At 69.6% G+C, this 17,225-nt stretch carries 14 protein-coding genes and 1 pseudogene; 6 read left to right on the top strand and 9 right to left on the bottom strand.

The window, feature by feature from the left end; translation table 11 throughout:
* Positions 1-25: 25 nt before the first annotated feature.
* The 4 genes and pseudogenes from GA0070558_RS31410 to GA0070558_RS31395 form a co-directional block, all read right to left on the bottom strand.
* Positions 26-3,313 (bottom strand): FG-GAP-like repeat-containing protein, encoded by a 3,288-nt coding sequence (locus tag GA0070558_RS31410; RefSeq protein WP_091286803.1) that lies wholly within the window; start codon positions 3,311-3,313, stop codon positions 26-28.
* Between the two features lie 278 nt (positions 3,314-3,591).
* A pseudogene (locus GA0070558_RS34765) lies at positions 3,592-4,208 on the bottom strand (IS6 family transposase); the annotation flags it as partial.
* A complete protein-coding gene (locus GA0070558_RS31400; RefSeq protein WP_141722385.1) occupies positions 4,136-4,576 on the bottom strand; it encodes a hypothetical protein in 441 nt (146 codons plus the stop codon). The gene GA0070558_RS31400 and the pseudogene GA0070558_RS34765, both read right to left, overlap by 73 nt.
* A gap of 298 nt (positions 4,577-4,874) precedes the next feature.
* A complete protein-coding gene (locus GA0070558_RS31395) occupies positions 4,875-6,380 on the bottom strand; it encodes a carboxylesterase/lipase family protein (RefSeq protein WP_091286796.1) in 1,506 nt (501 codons plus the stop codon).
* A gap of 272 nt (positions 6,381-6,652) precedes the next feature.
* On the opposite strand from GA0070558_RS31395, the gene GA0070558_RS31390 reads away from it, so the two are divergent.
* Together GA0070558_RS31390 and GA0070558_RS31385 are read left to right on the top strand one after the other, a co-directional pair.
* Positions 6,653-7,075, top strand: a complete 423-nt coding sequence (locus GA0070558_RS31390; RefSeq protein WP_176734464.1) for a peptidase inhibitor family I36 protein — start codon at positions 6,653-6,655, stop codon at positions 7,073-7,075.
* A 357-nt stretch (positions 7,076-7,432) separates the two neighbouring features.
* Complete coding sequence (locus tag GA0070558_RS31385) at positions 7,433-8,236, top strand: trypsin-like serine peptidase (RefSeq protein ID WP_256092234.1); 804 nt, start codon at positions 7,433-7,435, stop codon at positions 8,234-8,236.
* Positions 8,237-8,309: 73 nt separating this feature from the next.
* Here GA0070558_RS31385 and GA0070558_RS31380 read toward each other — a convergent pair whose 3' ends face one another.
* From GA0070558_RS31380 to GA0070558_RS31370, 3 genes are all read right to left on the bottom strand, one after another.
* Positions 8,310-10,784, bottom strand: a complete 2,475-nt coding sequence (locus GA0070558_RS31380; RefSeq protein ID WP_256092233.1) for an ATP-binding protein — start codon at positions 10,782-10,784, stop codon at positions 8,310-8,312.
* 192 nt (positions 10,785-10,976) lie between these two features.
* Complete coding sequence (locus GA0070558_RS31375) at positions 10,977-11,609, bottom strand: hypothetical protein (protein ID WP_091286782.1); 633 nt, start codon at positions 11,607-11,609, stop codon at positions 10,977-10,979.
* 175 nt (positions 11,610-11,784) lie between these two features.
* Positions 11,785-12,459: a TetR/AcrR family transcriptional regulator gene (locus GA0070558_RS31370; protein WP_077935175.1), complete on the bottom strand. Its 675-nt coding sequence runs from the start codon at positions 12,457-12,459 to the stop codon at positions 11,785-11,787.
* Between the two features lie 188 nt (positions 12,460-12,647).
* Here GA0070558_RS31370 and GA0070558_RS31365 point away from each other — a divergent pair, with 188 nt between their 5' ends.
* Both GA0070558_RS31365 and GA0070558_RS31360 read left to right on the top strand, forming a co-directional pair.
* A complete protein-coding gene (locus GA0070558_RS31365; protein ID WP_091286820.1) occupies positions 12,648-13,616 on the top strand; it encodes an NAD(P)-dependent alcohol dehydrogenase in 969 nt (322 codons plus the stop codon).
* A gap of 92 nt (positions 13,617-13,708) precedes the next feature.
* The gene (locus GA0070558_RS31360; RefSeq protein ID WP_091286779.1) at positions 13,709-14,176 is read left to right on the top strand and encodes a DUF6326 family protein; all 468 of its coding nucleotides are present in this window, start codon (positions 13,709-13,711) and stop codon (positions 14,174-14,176) included.
* Here the strand turns inward: GA0070558_RS31360 and GA0070558_RS31355 are convergent.
* Entirely contained in the window at positions 14,065-14,631 is a 567-nt protein-coding gene (locus GA0070558_RS31355; RefSeq protein WP_218107149.1) for a sensor histidine kinase, read from the bottom strand. The genes GA0070558_RS31360 and GA0070558_RS31355 overlap by 112 nt on opposite strands.
* Here GA0070558_RS31355 and GA0070558_RS33715 point away from each other — a divergent pair.
* Positions 14,612-14,974 carry a hypothetical protein gene (locus GA0070558_RS33715; RefSeq protein ID WP_176734462.1) on the top strand — a complete coding sequence of 121 codons (363 nt, stop codon included), beginning with the start codon at positions 14,612-14,614 and terminating at the stop codon, positions 14,972-14,974. The genes GA0070558_RS31355 and GA0070558_RS33715 overlap by 20 nt on opposite strands.
* A gap of 63 nt (positions 14,975-15,037) precedes the next feature.
* Here GA0070558_RS33715 and GA0070558_RS31340 read toward each other — a convergent pair whose 3' ends face one another.
* A complete protein-coding gene (locus GA0070558_RS31340) occupies positions 15,038-16,927 on the bottom strand; it encodes a cellulose binding domain-containing protein (protein ID WP_218107148.1) in 1,890 nt (629 codons plus the stop codon).
* A 90-nt stretch (positions 16,928-17,017) separates the two neighbouring features.
* Here GA0070558_RS31340 and GA0070558_RS31335 point away from each other — a divergent pair.
* On the top strand, positions 17,018-17,225 hold a 208-nt coding region (locus GA0070558_RS31335), incomplete at its 3' end, for a transposase domain-containing protein (RefSeq protein ID WP_176734463.1).

Below are 17,225 nucleotides of genomic sequence, written 5' to 3'. Positions count from 1 at the left end.
ACGAGCTGCCGGGCGTTTCCTGTTGTCAGCTGGCGTTGGTCCAGGCTCGCGTGGCGCCGTTGGCTGGGTCGACGTCGAGATAGTCGGCCCGGCCATCTCCGCTGATATCGGCGAGCTGGATCCGGTTGCCCGGGGTACCGACACCATCGGCGACCTTGCCGCCGTTCAGCCACAGCCAGTTGCCGTGGCCGGTTCCACCACCGTTCTGCCAGACGTTGATGGTGCCGTTGTCGCCGAGGGCGATGTAGTCGGCCCGCGCCGTCCCGTAGAGTGGCGCGAACCGCACACTGGTGCCGGCCACGGCGTTGACACCGATGGCGACCGTGCCGACCGAGGTCCACTGCCAACCGCCGCCACTGGCCGCGCCGACGCTCAGCCAGGCTTCGACTGAGCTGTTCGGCGCCACGTCGAGATAGTCGGCCTTGCCGTCGCCGTTGACGTCGGCGAAACGGATCTGGCCGCCCGGTGATCCGACGCCAGTGGCCACAATTCCCTGTGACGACCACACCCAACCACCGCCACTGGCCGGACCAGCGTTGAGCCACCCTTCGACCGAGCTGTCGGCGTCGACAGCAAGGTAGTCGGCCCGACCGTCACCGTTGAGATCAGCGAACCTCACATTGCTGCCGGGCACGCCGACACCGGTGGCGACCGTGCCGACGAAGTTCCACGCCCAGCCGCCGCCCTGGGAGCCACCGTTCAACCATGCCCTGACCGAGCTGTCCGCGCTGATCTCCAGATAGTCCGCCCGGCGATCGCCGTTGAGGTCAGCGAACACGACCCGAGCGGAGTTGCCGGTGGTGACCGAGCCCCGGGAGGCCCAGAGCCACCCGCCGCCGGTGGCCGCGCCGAGGCTGCTCCACATCCGGACGCCGCCGTTGGCCCCGACGTCGAGGTAGTCCGCCTTGCGGTCGCCGTCCAGATCGGCGAGCTGGATCTGGCTGCCGGGGGAACCGACGCCGGCGGCGATCTCGCCCTGCGGGAACCATGGAATGTCGGTCACGAGAGCTGGCCACTCCGTAGGCTGTACGCCGTTGAGCCAGGCCCGCACCGAACTGTCCGGCGCAACGTCGAGGTAGTCGGCCGTGCCGTCCCCGTTGATGTCGGCGAAGCGGATCCGGCTGCCGGGGGAACCGACGCCGGCGGCGATCTCGCCCTGCGGGAACCAGTTCCAAATTCCCGCCCCCCGGCCACCACTGAGCCAGGCCCGCACCGAACTGTCCGGCGCGACGTCCAGGTAGTCGGGCCGACGGTCCCCATTGATGTCGGCCACGCGTACCTGGTGGCCGGGCGATCCGACGCCGGCGGCGATCTCCCCCTGCGAGTACCAGATGTACCGGCCTTGCGAGTCGGTGCCGCCGTTGATATACAGGACCATGGAGCCGTCCTCGGCATTGATCTGCAGCAGGTCGGCCCGGCCGTCGACGTCCATGTCGGCCATCTGCCACAGAAAGCCCGGAGCGTACGGGAAGCCGCTGGAACCGTGTCCGATCCAGGCGATCGCGCCGTCCAGGCCGAAGCCACCGTTGACCCACACGTGCACCGAGCCGTCGGAGTGGCTGACCAGGTAGTCGTCTCGGCCGTCACCGTTGACATCGCCAAACAGGATCTTGTAGGCGCTGCCGAGCGACACGCTGCCCGGGTAGAGATCGCTGGTCATGGTGCCGGGCGCCACCACGCCTTGCGAATACCACGCCCTGACCGGGGCGGCCGTCGGGCTGATGCCCCCGGGTGCCACGATCCAGCCGGCGTCGACCGTGGTGAGGACACCGCGGTAGAACGCCGCACTCATCTTCCGGTAGCCGGCGTCCTTGGGATGCAGTTCGTCGACCAGGTCGGCGGTGGTCACCGCGCTCATGTTGACCAGGTACACGTGTTTGCCGTCCGCCTGCCGCGTCGCCACCAGGCCGGGCACCGCCTGGTTGAAGGCGGCGATCCGGGCCTGGGTGGCCGGGTTGCTGGACGGAACGATGGTCGAGACCAGCAACGTCACCTGCGGCAGTGTCCGGAAGATCTGGTCGATCAGGCTGCCGAGCCGGCCCGGGGCACCGGCCGGGTCGACGTTGTTGTGCATGTCGTTGGTGCCGATGTGTAGCAGCACCACATTGGGCCGGTAAGTGTTCAGCATGGAGTCCGCGATGCCGGCGATGTCCCCGATCAGCCAGCCGGAGTGCCCCTGGTGGGCGTTCGGTGCCGGGCCGGAGCGCTGCGAGCCGACGAACTCGATCCGCCCGCCCTGCGCGGTCAAGTCGCTGTAGAGACCCACACGGTATCCCGCCCCGGTCGAACTGCCCACGCCGTACGTGATCGAGTCGCCCATCGGCATGACCCTGAGCGGCACGTCGGCCGCGCCGACGCCCCGCTGCAGCCGCTGAAGGGTCTCGACGATGCTCCGGACGACGGCGCTGTTGATCAGATTGGCCACCGCGTCCAACGGGTGTCCCCAGTTGCCCAGCTTCGCGGCGTACCTTCGCAGAGTTTGCTGAAGCCTTGTCACCAGAGATGCGGTCTCGGCACCGGCCCACTGCACGAGCTTGCCGCCGAGGCCGCCGCCGACCGCACCCCAGATCGCGGTGCTCACCGCAGCCCCCCAGACCTCCCCGGTAATCTTCTTGCCGTCCAGGGCCGCACTCACGAGCTCGCCGACCCCGCCCGAGAAGCCGCCGGCCACAGCCCCGCAGATCGGGGCGGCCTCCGGGGCTCCGACATTGAAGGCCGCCAGGCAAATCGCCCCGACGAGCACAAGCGTGATGGTGACTGCCAGGCCGACCACGAACTTCTTCCAGAAGCCGTCCCAGAACCCCGCAGTGCCGATATCGGCCGCCGGCACCACGATCACCAGGCTGCTGCCGACGGCCTGGATGCTGCCGCCGTACCGGATGCCGTCGGCCTGTGTCTGGTAGAACCCGGGACTGTTCTTCTGCGCCTGCAGCGTGAAGGACTGGCTCAGGGACAGCCCTCTGGCCTGGTCGGCACGCGTGGTGTCGACCACTTGCTGCATCATCTGCTGCCACTGCTCGGGGCGTTGCGCGATGCCGAAGTCGAGGGCCACCACGAGGTCGCTGTCGTTACTGGCCAGTGAGCGGTAACTCCCGGCGTCACGTGCGCAGCCCAGACGCATCGACGAAGTTCCCGAGGTAACCGGTTCGGCGGCGAACGACGACCCGAACGAATTGCACCCGGCGTCCGCCACGACGACATCGGCAGCAGCCGGCCTGGCCAACCCCGCCACCACTACAACAATCGAGAGGACGAACGCGATCGTGGCGACCCCACCCGTACGCCGCCTTCGTACCGCTCTCACGCTGAACATGTTGTCTCCCTACTCCTCCACACGACCCAGCCCGAGGCGCGTCCCCCGCAGCAGCGGAGATCATCGATCGTTGTCTGTGTGGACGGTGCGGGCAAGCAATACCGGCTAAGATCTGATCAATTCGCGGTAAACTCCGGTCAGCCGCCGCCAGTCCTCTGTAGACCGATGACCGTCAGCCCGCCGGTATGGTTTCGTGCAGCACGGTGTCGAGCAGGTCGGCGAGGGCGCTGTTGCGTTGGCGGATCGGTGTGCACTCCGAGCCGCGTCAGCGGTATTGGTCAGATCGCTCGGGTCAGTTCGGTGAACGCGGCGGCCACCCGCAGCATGGGCGGGACGTCGGTGGCGAGTTCGTAGCGTCCGCGTCGAAGGTTCTGCACGAAGGCGTGGCCGGTGATGATCGTCTGGGCGTTGCTGTCGGTGCGTGATCCGCGCATCGGTCTGAGCCGGGGCTTGAGCTGGCTGTGATCGGCCTCGATCGGATTGTTGGCGTGCCGTTCGACGTGGTGTCACGCCGCCGGGACCAGGTCGCCGGGCACCCTCGGATAGACCGGGTTCGCGTCGGTGACCACCTCGCCGGGCGTGCCCTTCAACGTGGTCAGCGCCCGGTGGAAGAACCGCCGGGCCGCGTCGGCGTCCCGACGCTTCGAGACGAGCACGTCGATGACCTGCCCGTGCTGGTCGACGGCCCGGTACACGTACCGCCAGATCCCGTTGACTTTGACGTAGGTCTTGTCCACGAACCAACGGTCACCAGGACAGTGGCGAGGAAACCGTGCGGCGTCGGCCAGCAGCGGGTGAACCGCTGCACCCATCGGTAGACCGTCACGTGCTCCACCTCGACACCCCGCTCGACCAGCGCCTCCTCCACATCCCGGTACGTACCCGCAGGCCGGACGGTCCGGGGGAGAGTTCGTCGAACGAGCCGAACGGGTCGAACCGGACGGCGAGCGTCCGGCAGGCGGTCTCGCCGACCCCGGCTCCCTGGCTGACGGCCGTGAGGCAGACGGTGTCCCCGTACCGGGCGGGGAGGGTGCGGATGAAGGCCGAGCCGGAGGCGACACTGAACCGGCCCACCTCCACCCCGGAGATCTTGGCGATGACCTGGACCGACGTGGTGGCGTCCGGGTCACCGGCGCTCCCCTTGACCTGCACGCCGGTCGGTACCCGGCTGGCCGAGGTGAGGTTGACCCAGGCGTTGGCCTCGTCGACGTCCCCGCCGCACACCGGAGGTGGCTCGGGGACGTCACACACGGGCGCCGCCACGGCGGGCTCCGTGAACACGGCGACTGGCCCCAGGGCCAGCACGAACGCGGCGAGGCTGCGAATCAGTTTGGGTGACAGGCGGTGAGGGTGACAGGGGTACGCAAACCATGCGCGCACACCGGTTCGCCAGTCGCGGACGGCCCGGGGCCGGGTCGTTCATGAGCCGCCGCGTAGGCCCTGCCCCAGGCGAGCACGGTGACCGCCAGGGACACGCCGGCGCGTAGCCACTGGCGCAACCAGCGCGGCGACGGCACGGCCGCCGGCAGCGGCCAGCCGCTGCCGAAACGCGCCGACTGCGCTACCCGACCAGCAGCGGGAGCGCGGCGAAGGTGTGGTCCCGCCACAGCCGCCGTGAGGTTTCCTCCGGGTACGCGACGACCGCCGGCCGCTCGTCGAAGACCCGCGTGCTGCGACCGGCGTCGTACGACGGCCACCCGGGGTCGCCGTTCGCGGCGAACGCCGTCCACGCCCCGCGAATCTGCCCGGACAGCTCCTGCGCCGCCGGGGTGGGCGGATCACCGATCAGCATCGCGGGTTGCCCGCTGGTCAGGTTGCCGAAGACCAGCGGCACGTCCAGGCCGTGACAGGCACCCAGGCTGCCGCCCAGGCCCGGCGCCGGCCAGGTCAGCTCGTAGAGGTAGGCCCGGCCGCCACCGGCGAGTTGCGCGTCGGCCAGGTGCAGGCTCGGCATCCGGAACAGCCAGTCCGCGTTGACCAGCTCGTACAGTTGCTCATCGGTCGCATCAGGGAACGCCTCCCGGTATCGGCTGGAGCCGTCCGTGCCCGGGGCCAGCATCCGCAGCGCGGTCTCGGCCTGCTCCGGCGTGACCTGGCCGAGCACGCCGTCGAGCAGGCTGAACAGCCGGTGCTCGTCCCGGGTGTGTCCGACGAGCAGTTCGACGTCCCGCGCGGCGCCATCGGCAAGCGCCCGCCAGGGGGTCGCCGGCAGCACGTCACCATCGACGACCGGCGCGAACGGGATCGGCCGGTGGGTGATCCGCCCCCAACGCTCCCGCCACTGGACGATCCTGGCCGAGATCGCCTGGCCCACGGCCGGCAGCCGGGCCGGAGCCACCGTCGACAGGTCGGCCAGGGTCGGTCGTACCCCCAACTCGGCGGCGCAGGCGGCGGCGATGTCGGCGGCCAGGTCGGGCGAGAAGAACGTACCCGGAATGCTCTGCGCGACCACGCGCCGGAACAGTCCGGCGGCGCGCGGCATGGCCAGCAGCGCGGCGGCCGAGCCGCCGCCGGCCGACTGCCCGAAGACCGTCACCCGGTCCGGGTCGCCGCCGAAGGCGCGGATGTTGTCCCGTACCCACTCCAGGGCCGCGACCTGGTCGAGTAGCCCCCGGTTGGCCGGGGCCCCGTCGATCTCCCCGAAACCCTCGAAACCGAGGCGGTAGTTGAGCGTCACCACCACGGTTCCGCTGCCGGCGAGATGCCCGCCGTCGTACTCCGGAAGGCCGGAACAGCCGACGAGGTAACCACCACCGGGGATCCACACCATGACCGGCAACCGCGCCGCCGGGTCCGGGGCCGGCGTCCAGACGTTGAGCGTCAGCCAGTCGTCGCCGACGCTCTGCGGGGACATCCCGAACGCGCCGGGCTGCGGGGGCGGCGGACCGTAGGCGACCGCCGGACGCACGCCCTCCCATCGGCGCCCCGGCTGCGGCGCGGCGAACCGGAGGTCGCCAACCGGAGGCTCGGCGTACGGGATGCCGCGAAACACCGCCAGGCCCGCCTCCCGGCAGCCACGCAGAACACCGACCACGGTTCGCACTTCCGGCTCGGACTCCGACTGCATGGTGGCCCCTCCCCGATCCCGGTCGGCCGCAGCATCCCAGCGCCTGCCGACCACCGGCAAACCATTTAGGTCTTTCGCAGACCGGCAAACATCGACTACTGTCGATGTTTGTGGAGCAATTGGCGCAAGTCATTTTTTTTCGACACCGCAACCGCGTGACCCGGCGCGCATTCCCACCTCAGCAATCGTCAGTGGACGACTCGGCACCCGTCCGCGCCATCGCAACCGAAGGCGCGGCATCGAGACCAATCGGAGCAGAGAAAGGTGTTGGGATGATGATGCAACCCGTTCCACCGACCGTTCGGCGGCTGCCACGCGCCTTGGTGGCGGCCGGCCTCCTGGCGGCGCTTCTGGGTGCCGCCTCGGCCCCTGCCGCGGCGAGTCCGGGCCCCGTCGCACGTGGCACGGCGGCCGTTGGTGACTGCCCCTTCATCAACACGCTCTGCCTGTTCGAGGGCACCAACTTCACCGGGGAGCGGCTCACCCTGAGCTCCCTGGTATCGCCCGGCACGTGCGTGAGTCTGGTGGACGCCGGTTGGGGAGACCGCGCGCGTTCCGCGATCAACACCAACAGTCGGAGTGCTGCGATGTTCATGAACGACGACTGCGCCGGGGGGGCCTTCGAAGTCCCTGGCAACAGCTCCCTGCCGGACTTCGGAGGCTTCACGCCCGAAAGTGCCTGGGTGCCTCGGTAAGGCCACCGCCGGGTGGCACGCGACCGCGTGCCACCCGGTTCCTCCGGCTCGGGAGTGTGTCGAGATTCCGGCTCCGTCGCGATCCGGCTGGTCAGGTCTCGCCGACCGGCGGTGCTCCGGTGTCCGGGAACCAGCCGGACAGCCCGGCCTCTGTGCAGCCTGGTCGAGACAGGCGTGACTGCGGGGGGATCCCCGTTCGACCAGAGGAGAGCCATGCTTGGAAAGAGATGGGCGGTAGTAGCCCTGGCCGCCGTTGCCGCCGCCACCGTAGCCCCTCCGGCCGGGCCGGCGGCTGCCGCCACGACTACCGACCGACCCGCCAGCGCCGATGCGGCCCAGTCCTCCGGTCACCGGCCCGTGAGCACGACGGCACCGGTGGACGGCACGGCCGTCGGCGTGACTCCCGCCGTCGGGATCGAGGCGATCCTCGGCCCCGACACCCGGGTGCCGGTCGGCCCGACCACCACGTTTCCCGCCAGCGCCGTCGTCCGGCTGGTCTTCACCGGCGGCCAGTGCACCGGCTTCATGATCAGCGAACGTACCGTGGCGACTGCCGCCCACTGCCTGCACTCCGGCGGCTCCAACGGCACCTGGCGTACCAACGTTGTCGCGTACCCGGGGCACGACGGCACGACGGCACCCTTCGGCGGGTGCGCGGCACTCCGGCTCTTCGTCCCTTCGAACTGGACGGGCGCGAACAATGCCCCTGGCGGTGGCGACCCGGCCTTCGACTACGGAGCGGCGCAGCTCAACTGCGCGATCGGCACCAGGACCGGCTGGCTCAACCTCGGCTATCCGACCCAACCGGTGACCGGATCCTGCACCAGGACCCAGGGATATCCGGCCGACCGGCCCGGACAGTGGGCGAGAGACGACGCCGTCCGGGCCGAGGACGCTGCCGCTCTCTACGTCCGGCATCCGTTGGTCAGCGGGCTGGACGGCAGCCCTGTCTTCTACACGCCCGACCCGGATGACTGGTGCCCGGTGCGGCCGCCGCTGGTGGTCCCGTGTCCGTGCCCGCCGCCGCCCTGCGTGTGCCCGAGCCCGACGGTGCTGGGGATCCTCTCCCGTGGACCCTTCGGCAGCGGGCCCAGCGCCACCAACAACGTCGCCGTCCGGATGACGCTACCGATCATCAACAACTTCATGCAGTGGCGTTGACCCCTCCGACCGGCGCTGTCGGGGCGCGCGGCGAGATTCCGGCGCCCGCCCCGGCAGCGCTTCGGCCCGCTGGTCACGAAACCGGGAGGGCTCCGCCGCGCAGCCGGTCCCGGAGTTGCTCGGCGTCCGGGTGGCCGAGCGGCTCCAGGATCTTCAGCGCTCGCCGCCAGGCCCGCCGAGCGGGGCCCGGCGCACCGGCGGCACGGTGGCTGTCGCCGAGATGGGTCAGCGTCGTCGCCTCGTAGTAGCGCTCGGCCGCTTCCCGCCACAGCGCGAGCGCGTTGCGGTAACAGCGGATCGCCTCCGCCTGCTGCTCCAACCGGTGGTGCGCGTAACCGAGGCTGTCCCAGGTGTGCGCCTGCCAGTACCGGTTGCCGACCTGCCGTTGCAGCACCAGCGCCCGCGTGCAGTAGTCGATCGCCTGTCGGTGGTTGCCGAGCTGGCTGTGGTACCAGCCGATGTTGTTCAGCGCGTTTGCCCTCCCGTTGGGGTTCTCCGCCGCGGTGAACAGGTCGAGGGCCTGCTCCGCGTGCTGGAGCGCCTGCTCGTACCGGCCCAGCCGCTCGGCCAGGATGCCGAGGTTGAGATGAGCCCGAGCGCTGCCGATCGCATCGCCGAGGCCGGCGTAGAGCCGCAGTGACCGGCGCAGGTGCACCCGGGCCCGGTGGTGGTCCCCCAGCCGCAGGCAGGCTACGGCCCGGTTCCGGTGGGCGCGGGCCTGCCCGTCCCGGTCGGACACCCTCGACGCGGCGAGCAACGCCCACTCCTGGACCATGAGCTGCTCCTGCCAGGCCCCGAGCCGATCGAGGTACGTGTTGACGACCCAGGCGAGCTGCCAGGCGGGTGTGTCGAACCTGGCGTCCGTGGCGAGGCCGATGACGGTCAGGAGGACTCGGTGCTCGCCGGTGAACCAGCGCCAGGCCGCCGCCCGGTCGATGAGCGCGGTGATCGCGGTGCCGGGCCGGGCCGGGGCGGGGCTGATCGGGTCCCGCTGGTCGTAGAGGAGCAGGTCTGCGGCGTACCCGGTGTGCAGGTAGGAGTCGATGAGCCGGCCGAGCGCCTGCCGTCGGGCCTGCTCGGGCTCGTGTTCGGCGACCAGCTCGGCCGCGTAGGCGCGCAGCAGATCGTGCAGGACGTACCGCTGTGGGAGATGCTCGGTGAGCAGGTTCGCGCGGACGAGCGCCGCCAGGGTCCGACCCGCCTCCGCCACCGGTGCGCCGACCAGGCTCGCGAGCGCCGGCACCGAGACATTCGGCCCGGGGTGCAGTCCTAGCAGCCGGAACGCCCGCGCCGAGGTCGCGTCCAGATTGCGGTACGACCAGGAGAAGACCGTCCGGACGTCGGTGGCCGCATCTTCGTGGCTGAACCGGTCGAGGCCGTCCGACCCGGTCAGCTCGTCCGCGAGCCGACCGAGGCCGAGAGCCGGCTGGACGGCGGCACGCCCTGCCACGATGGCCAACGCGAGCGGCAGCCCCGCCGCCGCGTCGACGATCCGGTTCGTCGCCTCCGGCTCGTTCTCCAGCCGATCCGTGCCGAGTCGCCGGGACAACAACTCGTGCGCCTCCCGCCGCGGCAGCGGGTCGAGGAGGAGCGGAATCGCCCCCTCGATGGTCACCAGCCCCTTCAGGTGCCCACGGCTGGTGACCACCACCAGACATTCCGGCGAGCCGGGCAGCAGGGGGCGGACCTGGTCGACGTCACCGGCGTTGTCGAGCAGCACGAGCACCCGTCTGCCGGTCAGCACGCTGCGGTACAGCCCGGAGCGGGCATCCTGCCCCGCCGGGACGCGCTGCGCCGGCACTCCGAGAGCTTCGAGGAACTCGCGGAGCACCTCCGCGGGGCTCGCCGCCGGCCCGGTCGCGTCGAACCCACGGAGGTTGACGTAGAGCTGTCCGTCGGGGAAACGGTCGGCAACCTGGTGCGCCCAGCCGACCGCCAGGCTCGTCTTGCCGACCCCGGCCGTACCGCTGATCAGGCAGACCATCGTGGTGCCCGGGGCGCGGTGCCGCCGGTGCGCCAGCAGGGCGTCCAGTGCGGCGAGCGCCGCCCTGCGACCCACGAAATGGGGTACGGCCGCCGGCAGTTGCCGGGGCGTCACACTGTCGAGGGTGCCCGCCCCTTGTCCGGTCGGTGACGGTCCGGGAACCGGCGGCTCGGGTCGGCTGGCCGGCGCGGCACCGCCGGACCGGCGGCCGATCTGGGCGTGGGCGGCGGCCCGCAGCCGATCCTCGGTGTGGGCGGCGTCGGCGATCCGCAGCAGCCGCCAGTGTCTCGCATCCCAGTGCCTCATCTCGGTCAGCTCGGCGGGGAGGCGGACACCGGCCTGGCCGGCATGCGCCACACATGCCTTGACGAAGGCGACGACGAAAGGCCAGTCAGGCAACGACTTGGCGTTCAGCTTGTCGCTGATCGTCGAGCGGGCCAGGGGCTGCCCCTGCGCTGTCGAGATGGCGACCAGGGTGTTCAACGACGGGGACCCGGAGAGCTGCCGGAGGCGTCGGAGTTCGTCGGCGAACCAGGCCGACGCCTGCTGCGCATTTCCGCCCACTTCGCTCACCCGTCCGAGCCCTCCACGCCGGACGAGCCTATCAATGCATGGAGATTCTCCTATGTCGCATTGACGTCGGGAGTTGGCGTCCGTCCGCGCCGCCGTGTCGTCTGCGCGAAGGTCTGCGTTGACCATGACCTGGCGGCGCTGAGCCTTCAGGATCTGCTGCGGACCGTCGACGTCGCCGTGGTCCTACCGTGTGTACTCGGCGTGTAGTTCGGCGTAGGGGCGGCGGCGGTCGGGGTGGCGTCGGATTCTGCCCATGCCGATCTCGGCGCAGCAGTGCGTCGTGGGGTCGTGGGCGCGGTGTGCCGGGCACTCCTCGGCCAGGGCGCGGACCTGGTCGGCCTGCAGCTCGAACGCCTCGCGGCTGCCGGTGAGCACCAGCGTCTCGGCGGCGATGTCCCACCGCAGATGGTCGCGGAACTCCTGGTGCCAGGCTTTCAGGTGGTCGGCGGCAGGCCGTGCCGGCCATGCTCGGCCGGGTAGTACGACGGTGTGCGGTCTGCCGGCCCCGAGCCGGGAGCGGACCTGTTTCCAGCGTGACGGCGGGAACGCGAGACGGTGGTGCAACAGCACCAGGTCGAGCGGGCGGCCCCAGGCATGGTCGGTCGGCAGTTCCGCGCGACGCAGCGGGAGGTGGATGATCGTTCGTGGCGACCGGGCGGCCAGGCCCCACGCCTGGGCGAACATCACCGCGGTTTCCGTGTCGAGGCAGAACTGCGCGCCGAGACGGCCCTCGTAGAGACCGGCGAACCTCGGTGACCGCGCCGGCTGCAGGACCCGGTACTGGTGGTGCCCGAGCTGCACCGTGCTGATCGTCACCGGCCACCTGCGCCCGCCCAACCGTTGCGTCACTCCAGCCGTATCCTCTCGACCTGCCGTCGGTCCGCCTGTCTGCGCGGGCATTGTCGCCGTAGCCCGCGTGGCATGGCGAGGGACTTTCCGGATGGTGCCGGGCACGGTCGTCACGTTGACGCGCGACGGTCCGTGAGCGTCGCTATGCGGCGGCTCTCAGGGGCTCGAGGGCGGCCAGGACGAGGTCGAGCCCGAACATGAACTCCTCTGCCGGGTCGTAGCCGGCAGCGACGAGCGCCGCGGCGGACTCGTTGAGGTAGGGGAACTCGTCGGGAGGAAGCTGGGGCAGGAAGACGTCCTTGGCCATGTCCGTGAATTCGTCGGCGGTGTCGAACGGCAGGCTGGCTTCCTGCAGGGCGAACCCGTAGACGTAGACGTCGAGCAACCAGTTGGCGTGCGTCGCCATCAGAACCGAGAAGCCGGCCCTCCGCAGGCAGGCGGTGACCGCTTCGCGGTGGCGGAGGTGCGCGGGCCCCGGCGATGTCCGGGACTCCATCAGGCCGATCGCCCACGGATGGCGTGCGAGAACCTGTCGGGCCGATAGCGTCCGCCGTCGCATCGCCGACTGCCAGTCGGTCCCCTCGGGCGGGAGCTCGATCTCCTCGAACACGACGTCGATCATCGCGTCCAGCAGCTCCTCCTTGTTCGCCACGTAGTGGTAGAGCGACATCGCTCCCGCGCCGAGCACGCCAGCCAGCCGGCGCATGCTCAGCCCGTTGACCCCCTCGCGGTCGGCGAGCCGGATCGCCTCGACCACCACCCGCTGCTTGCTGAGCCCCGCGTCTGACGCGACCTGGCGTTGCTTCCTGGCAGACACGGGTCTCCTCGCTCCCTCGAACGGCTTGACAATCGTACACCGTACGAGAATAGTACGGTGTACGACGTACGGTGTACGAGTCAGTGCGGGTCGCAGCTTGGACGCGAGGAGGCCCTGTGGGGAACGAACAGCGATCGAACGCATCAGCACGCCTGGTGCCAGGGGCCGGTCCGGCCGAGGCGGTGACGATGCGGGCCGCCGTCCAGCACTGCTACGGCCCGCCCTCGGTGCTCACGTCGTCCGAGGTCGGGCGTCCGCTGCCCGGTCGAAACGATGTGCTCGTCCAGGTGGGCGCGGCCTCGGTACATCCTGGCGACTACTTCGTCATGACCGGAAAGCCGTACGTGGTGCGCCTGGTGTTCGGCTTCCGCCGGCCGCGTCACGGGATCCCCGGCAGGGACCTCGCCGGCGTCGTGGCAGCGGTCGGAAAGGACGTCACCGCTCTCCGCCCCGGCGACGAGGTGTTCGGCTGGAGCACGGCCGGAGCGCTCGCGGAGTACGCCTGCGTCCCGACGGACCACCTCGTGCCCGTGCCCGCCAACCTGACGGCCGTGGATGCGGCGGCGGTGCCCACGTCGGCCATGACGGCGTTGCAGGCGTTGCGCGACATCGCGAACGTTCGACCGGGCCAGACGGTGCTGGTCACGGGCGCGTCAGGCGGCGTGGGCTCCTTCGCCGTGCAGATCGCCAAGGCGTTCGGCGCCGAGGTGACGGGTGTGTGCAGCCCCCGCAACGTCGACCTGGTCCGGTCGCTCGGCGCCGACCACGTCGTCGACTACACGAGGACCGACTTCACCCGCACCGAGAAGCGCTACGACGTCATCCTCGACAACGTGGAGGCGCAGCCCCTGGCGGCTGTCCGCCGCGCGCTGACGCCCACCGGCACCCTCATCCCCAACAGCGGACACGGCGGCCGCTGGCTCGGCCCCCTCGGTCGGATCGCCAAGGCGCGCCTGCTGTCCGGGTTCACCCGCCAGCGGTTGAAGCCCTTCACGTCCGTCGGGAAGCGCAAGGACCTGCTCACCCTGGCCGACCTGCTCACGACCGGGCAGGTCACACCCGTCATCGACCGCACCTACCCCCTCGACGAAGCAGCCGATGCCCTCCGGCATGTCGCGGCCGGCCACACCCGAGGGAAGGTCGTCGTCACCATCTGACGACCGGACGGCGAGCACGACTCACCCCGCGCGTACGACCCAGACCTGCCGCCACTCGGGCGGACGGACCGCTCCTCTCGGAAGAAGAACCGATGACCATCCGAACGACAACCCCGGACCTGCTCGACAGCCCGCCGATCCCCGTGCAGGCCAAGCTCGCCGCCGCATGGACCAGCTTCATGTTCCTCTACGTCTACGTCGACTACTTCCACCTCTACAAGCCCGGGACCATTGACGGCATCCTGGTTGGCGTCGTCTTCGAGTTCGACATCAGCCCGGCGTTGATGACCGTGTTCCTCGCGCTCATCGCGATCCCGGCCCTGATGGTGATGCTCTCCATGACGCTGACCGCCCGGGCGAACCGCACCACGAACCTCGTCGTGGCATCGCTGTACGTCCCCGTCACGGTGTTCAACGCGGTGGGGGAGTCCTGGGACTGGGCCTCCCTCTACGGCCTCTCCATCGGAATCGAGGTGCTGCTCCTGGCCGTCATCCTGCGCTCCGCCTGGACCTGGCCCCGCCGCGTCGCATCGCCGGTGACCACGGCAGCCACCGTGTGAAGAGCATGGACAGAGCCGCGACGTCGATCTGTCTGACCGGGCGGGTTCGGAAGGCGGAGCGTGAACACGGCTCCCGCCCCGGCGGTGCCGGAGACCTCCGCGGTACCGCCGTGTGATTCGGCGATCTTACGGACGATGGCGAGCCCCAGACCGCTGCAGCCCAGTTGCCGGTTGCGGGATTTCTCGGCCCGCCAGAACCGTTCGAAGACCAGGCCACGCTGTTCCTCCGGAATTCCCGGCCCGGTATCGGCCACGACGATCTCGGCGTGCACATCCCCGGTCTGCGAGGAGATGGTGACCCGGCCGTTGGCGGGCGTGTGCCGGATCGCGTTGGTGATCAGGTTGCCGATGGCCTGCCGGAGCCGGATCGGATCGGCGCTGAGAGTGCCGGGTGCGGCATCGACGACCAGCGCGACGCCGGCGGACTCGGCGGCGGTGGCGAAGGCGTCCGCCACCTCCTGCACCCAGTGGTCTCCCGAGAGTGGGCAGGTCGGAGCAACCGACGACCAGGGCTTCGGCCCGGAGCCCGGCTGGTGCGGCACCCCGACCTACCCGGACTGGGACCCGGACAGCGGCACGCCGGAGCCGCCGATCGAGTGGTCGCACGTGACCCGCAAACTGACCGAGACCGAACAACGCCAGGTCAGCGCCGGTTACGTCACCGCGTTCTTCCGTTCGGCGCTGCTCGGCGATCAGCAGGCCGAGGCGGTCATCAGCGGCTGCGTCGACCCGTACGCCTCCCTCACCGTGGTCGACGCAGAGAAGATCGATCCCCAGCTTCGCCGCAGATCGCGGTAGCGGCCGGTGTGGGCCGCGCCCCGAAGCGGGGTGCGGCCCACAGTGGCCGACCGGACGTTCCCGTCAGGAGACGGCGCAGCTGACGCCGTTGAGGGTGAAGGACCCGGGCTTGGCGGTGTTGCCGGTGTGGGTGGCCTGGAAGCCGATGTCGGTGGATCCGCCTGCTGCCAGCGTGCCGTTGTACGAGACGTTGCGTGCGGAGATCTGACCGCTGGAGCCCGTGAAGGTGGCGTTCCAGCCGCCGGTCACGGTCTGCCCGCTGGGCAGGGTGAACGCCAGGGTCCAACCATCGATCGTCGTTGTGCCGCGATTGGTGATGTGGATGCTGGCGGTGAATCCGTCGTTCCAGGAGCTCATCGTGTAGCCCACCTCGCAGGCACCGGACTGGCCCGGCGGTGGGGTGGTGGGCGGAGGCGTGGTGGGCGGCGCGGTGGAGAAGGTGATGTTCGAGACGTAGGCGTTGATGTTCCAGGTCGCGTCCGAGTCGGTCTGGCTGGTGACCGGCTTGCCCTGGACGGTGAAGTTGCTGAAGTGCACGCCGCTGATGTTGACGGTCGACGACTTTCCGTGCAGGTTGACGACCTTCTTCACGTCGGAGGAAACGTTCGTGAAGTAGGCGTTCCGGATGGTCGAGGTGTTCTTCACCGTCCGCCAGGACGGCGGGCGATCCTCCTGAAGGTCGATCAGGCTGTCGGTCTGTTCGACCCTGACGTCCTCCCACCGGGTGTTCGAGACGACGGCGGTGTCGACTGCGTCGATCACCATCGAACGCCCGGCCTTCACCACGTCGATGTCGCGGAAGACGATCCCGTCCATGGAGGTGCCTTCGGTCTTGGTGCCGATCTTCGCGCAGGCGGAGTTGCTGTAGCAGACGATGTGCTCGTGGATGACGTTCTTGGTGTTGATCGTGCCGCTGTTGGCGAACTCGTTCTTGGTCGCCATGTTGTCGTCGCCCGTGTAGAGGAACGCGTTCGACAGCAGGCTGTTGGTCGACTCGTCGAAGTCCACGCCGTCGGTGTTGTTGTATCCCGTCGTGGGCCGGCAGTTGATCAGTTTGTAGTTCTTGATGGTGACCCTGTCGCTGCGGTAGACGAGCGTGTTCCAGTAGCTGGAGTCGCGGACGGTGACACCGTCGACCAGGATGTCGGAACTCTCCTCGATCTTCAGCAGGGCCAGATTGATGCCCTGGGCCCGCAGGTACTTCCCGTTGCCGTCGATGACGCCGCGACCCAGCAGCTTGGCGTTTCTCACCTGGTATATCCGGAGGGAGGCGTGCTGCATGCCCTCGATGTTCACCCCACCGCTGCCGGTGTTGAAGTCCGCCTTCTGGTTCGAGCCGTAGAGGACCGCACCGGTTGCCAGGTAGAGGGTCATGTTGCTCTTCATCCACAGCTCACCGACCTGGTACCGGCCCGGCGGCACGTACAGGATGTTGCGGGTCGCCCCGGACGCGGCGTCGATGGCGCTCTGGATCTTGGCCGTGACGAGCGTCGCCCCGGTGTTGTCGACGCCGTAGTCGGCGAGGTTCTTGACGTTGGCGTCCCCCAACTGGGGCGCGTTCGTCTCGGGCGCGTCGATCAGGATGAACAGCAGTTCCTTGGAGTCGAACTGGACGATCAGGTAGTTCGGGCCGCTGTTGAAGGTGATGGTGTTGCCGCTGCGGGCGACGGCGAGTTTCCGGCTCTTGGGGCTGACGGTGTAGGAGCTGAAGCCCTCGGCGACAGTGACCGAGAACTCGGCCGTGCCCGCTCCCGCCATGGAGCAGTGCGCGTAGTGCACCTGCATCTCAGGCGCGTACTTGGTCATCTTCTCGACGAACAGCGGCGCGGTGTCCGCCGTGACGGTGTAGAGCGGACTCTTCGTCGCGCCGCGCAGGGCGGGATCCGCGACGCAGCCGCCGGCGGCCAAGCCGGGCGAGCTGTTCCCGGCCGCGGTGGTCGCACCTAGACCCAATGCCGTTCAGATAAGGCGTTGGTGCTGGTCACGGCGGCTGGCTGAGGGCTGCGCTTGAGACCGGTACGGTTGCCGGTCGTGGTGTCCTCTGTGTCTGCGTCCGAGCCGTCGGGTCGGTTGATCGACTACATCGGGCTGGGGGTGTTGTCGGCCCGGTTCGATCGGGATCTCCTCGAGGAGGTGATCAACCGGACCGGGTGTCGGGAGAAACGGTCCCGCCGGTTGCCGGCGCACGTGATGATCCGCTACGTCATCGCGATGGGCTTGTTCTTCGACGAGTCCTACGACGAGGTGATGC

The organism is Micromonospora haikouensis, assembly GCF_900091595.1.
Classification (GTDB): domain Bacteria; phylum Actinomycetota; class Actinomycetes; order Mycobacteriales; family Micromonosporaceae; genus Micromonospora; species Micromonospora haikouensis.
Note: the sequence above shows the minus strand (reverse complement) of the source record. Positions and strands in the feature narration are given on the sequence as shown.

Excerpts from the sequence above, each read along its gene's own strand:
- GA0070558_RS31410 (WP_091286803.1), bottom strand. The coding sequence starts at position 3,313 with ATGTTCAGCGTGAGAGCGGTACGAAGGCGGCGTACGGGTGGGGTCGCC.
- GA0070558_RS31395 (WP_091286796.1), bottom strand. The coding sequence starts at position 6,380 with ATGCAGTCGGAGTCCGAGCCGGAAGTGCGAACCGTGGTCGGTGTTCTG.
- GA0070558_RS31390 (WP_176734464.1), top strand. The coding sequence starts at position 6,653 with ATGATGATGCAACCCGTTCCACCGACCGTTCGGCGGCTGCCACGCGCC.
- GA0070558_RS31365 (WP_091286820.1), top strand. The coding sequence starts at position 12,648 with ATGCGGGCCGCCGTCCAGCACTGCTACGGCCCGCCCTCGGTGCTCACG.
- GA0070558_RS31360 (WP_091286779.1), top strand. The coding sequence starts at position 13,709 with ATGACCATCCGAACGACAACCCCGGACCTGCTCGACAGCCCGCCGATC.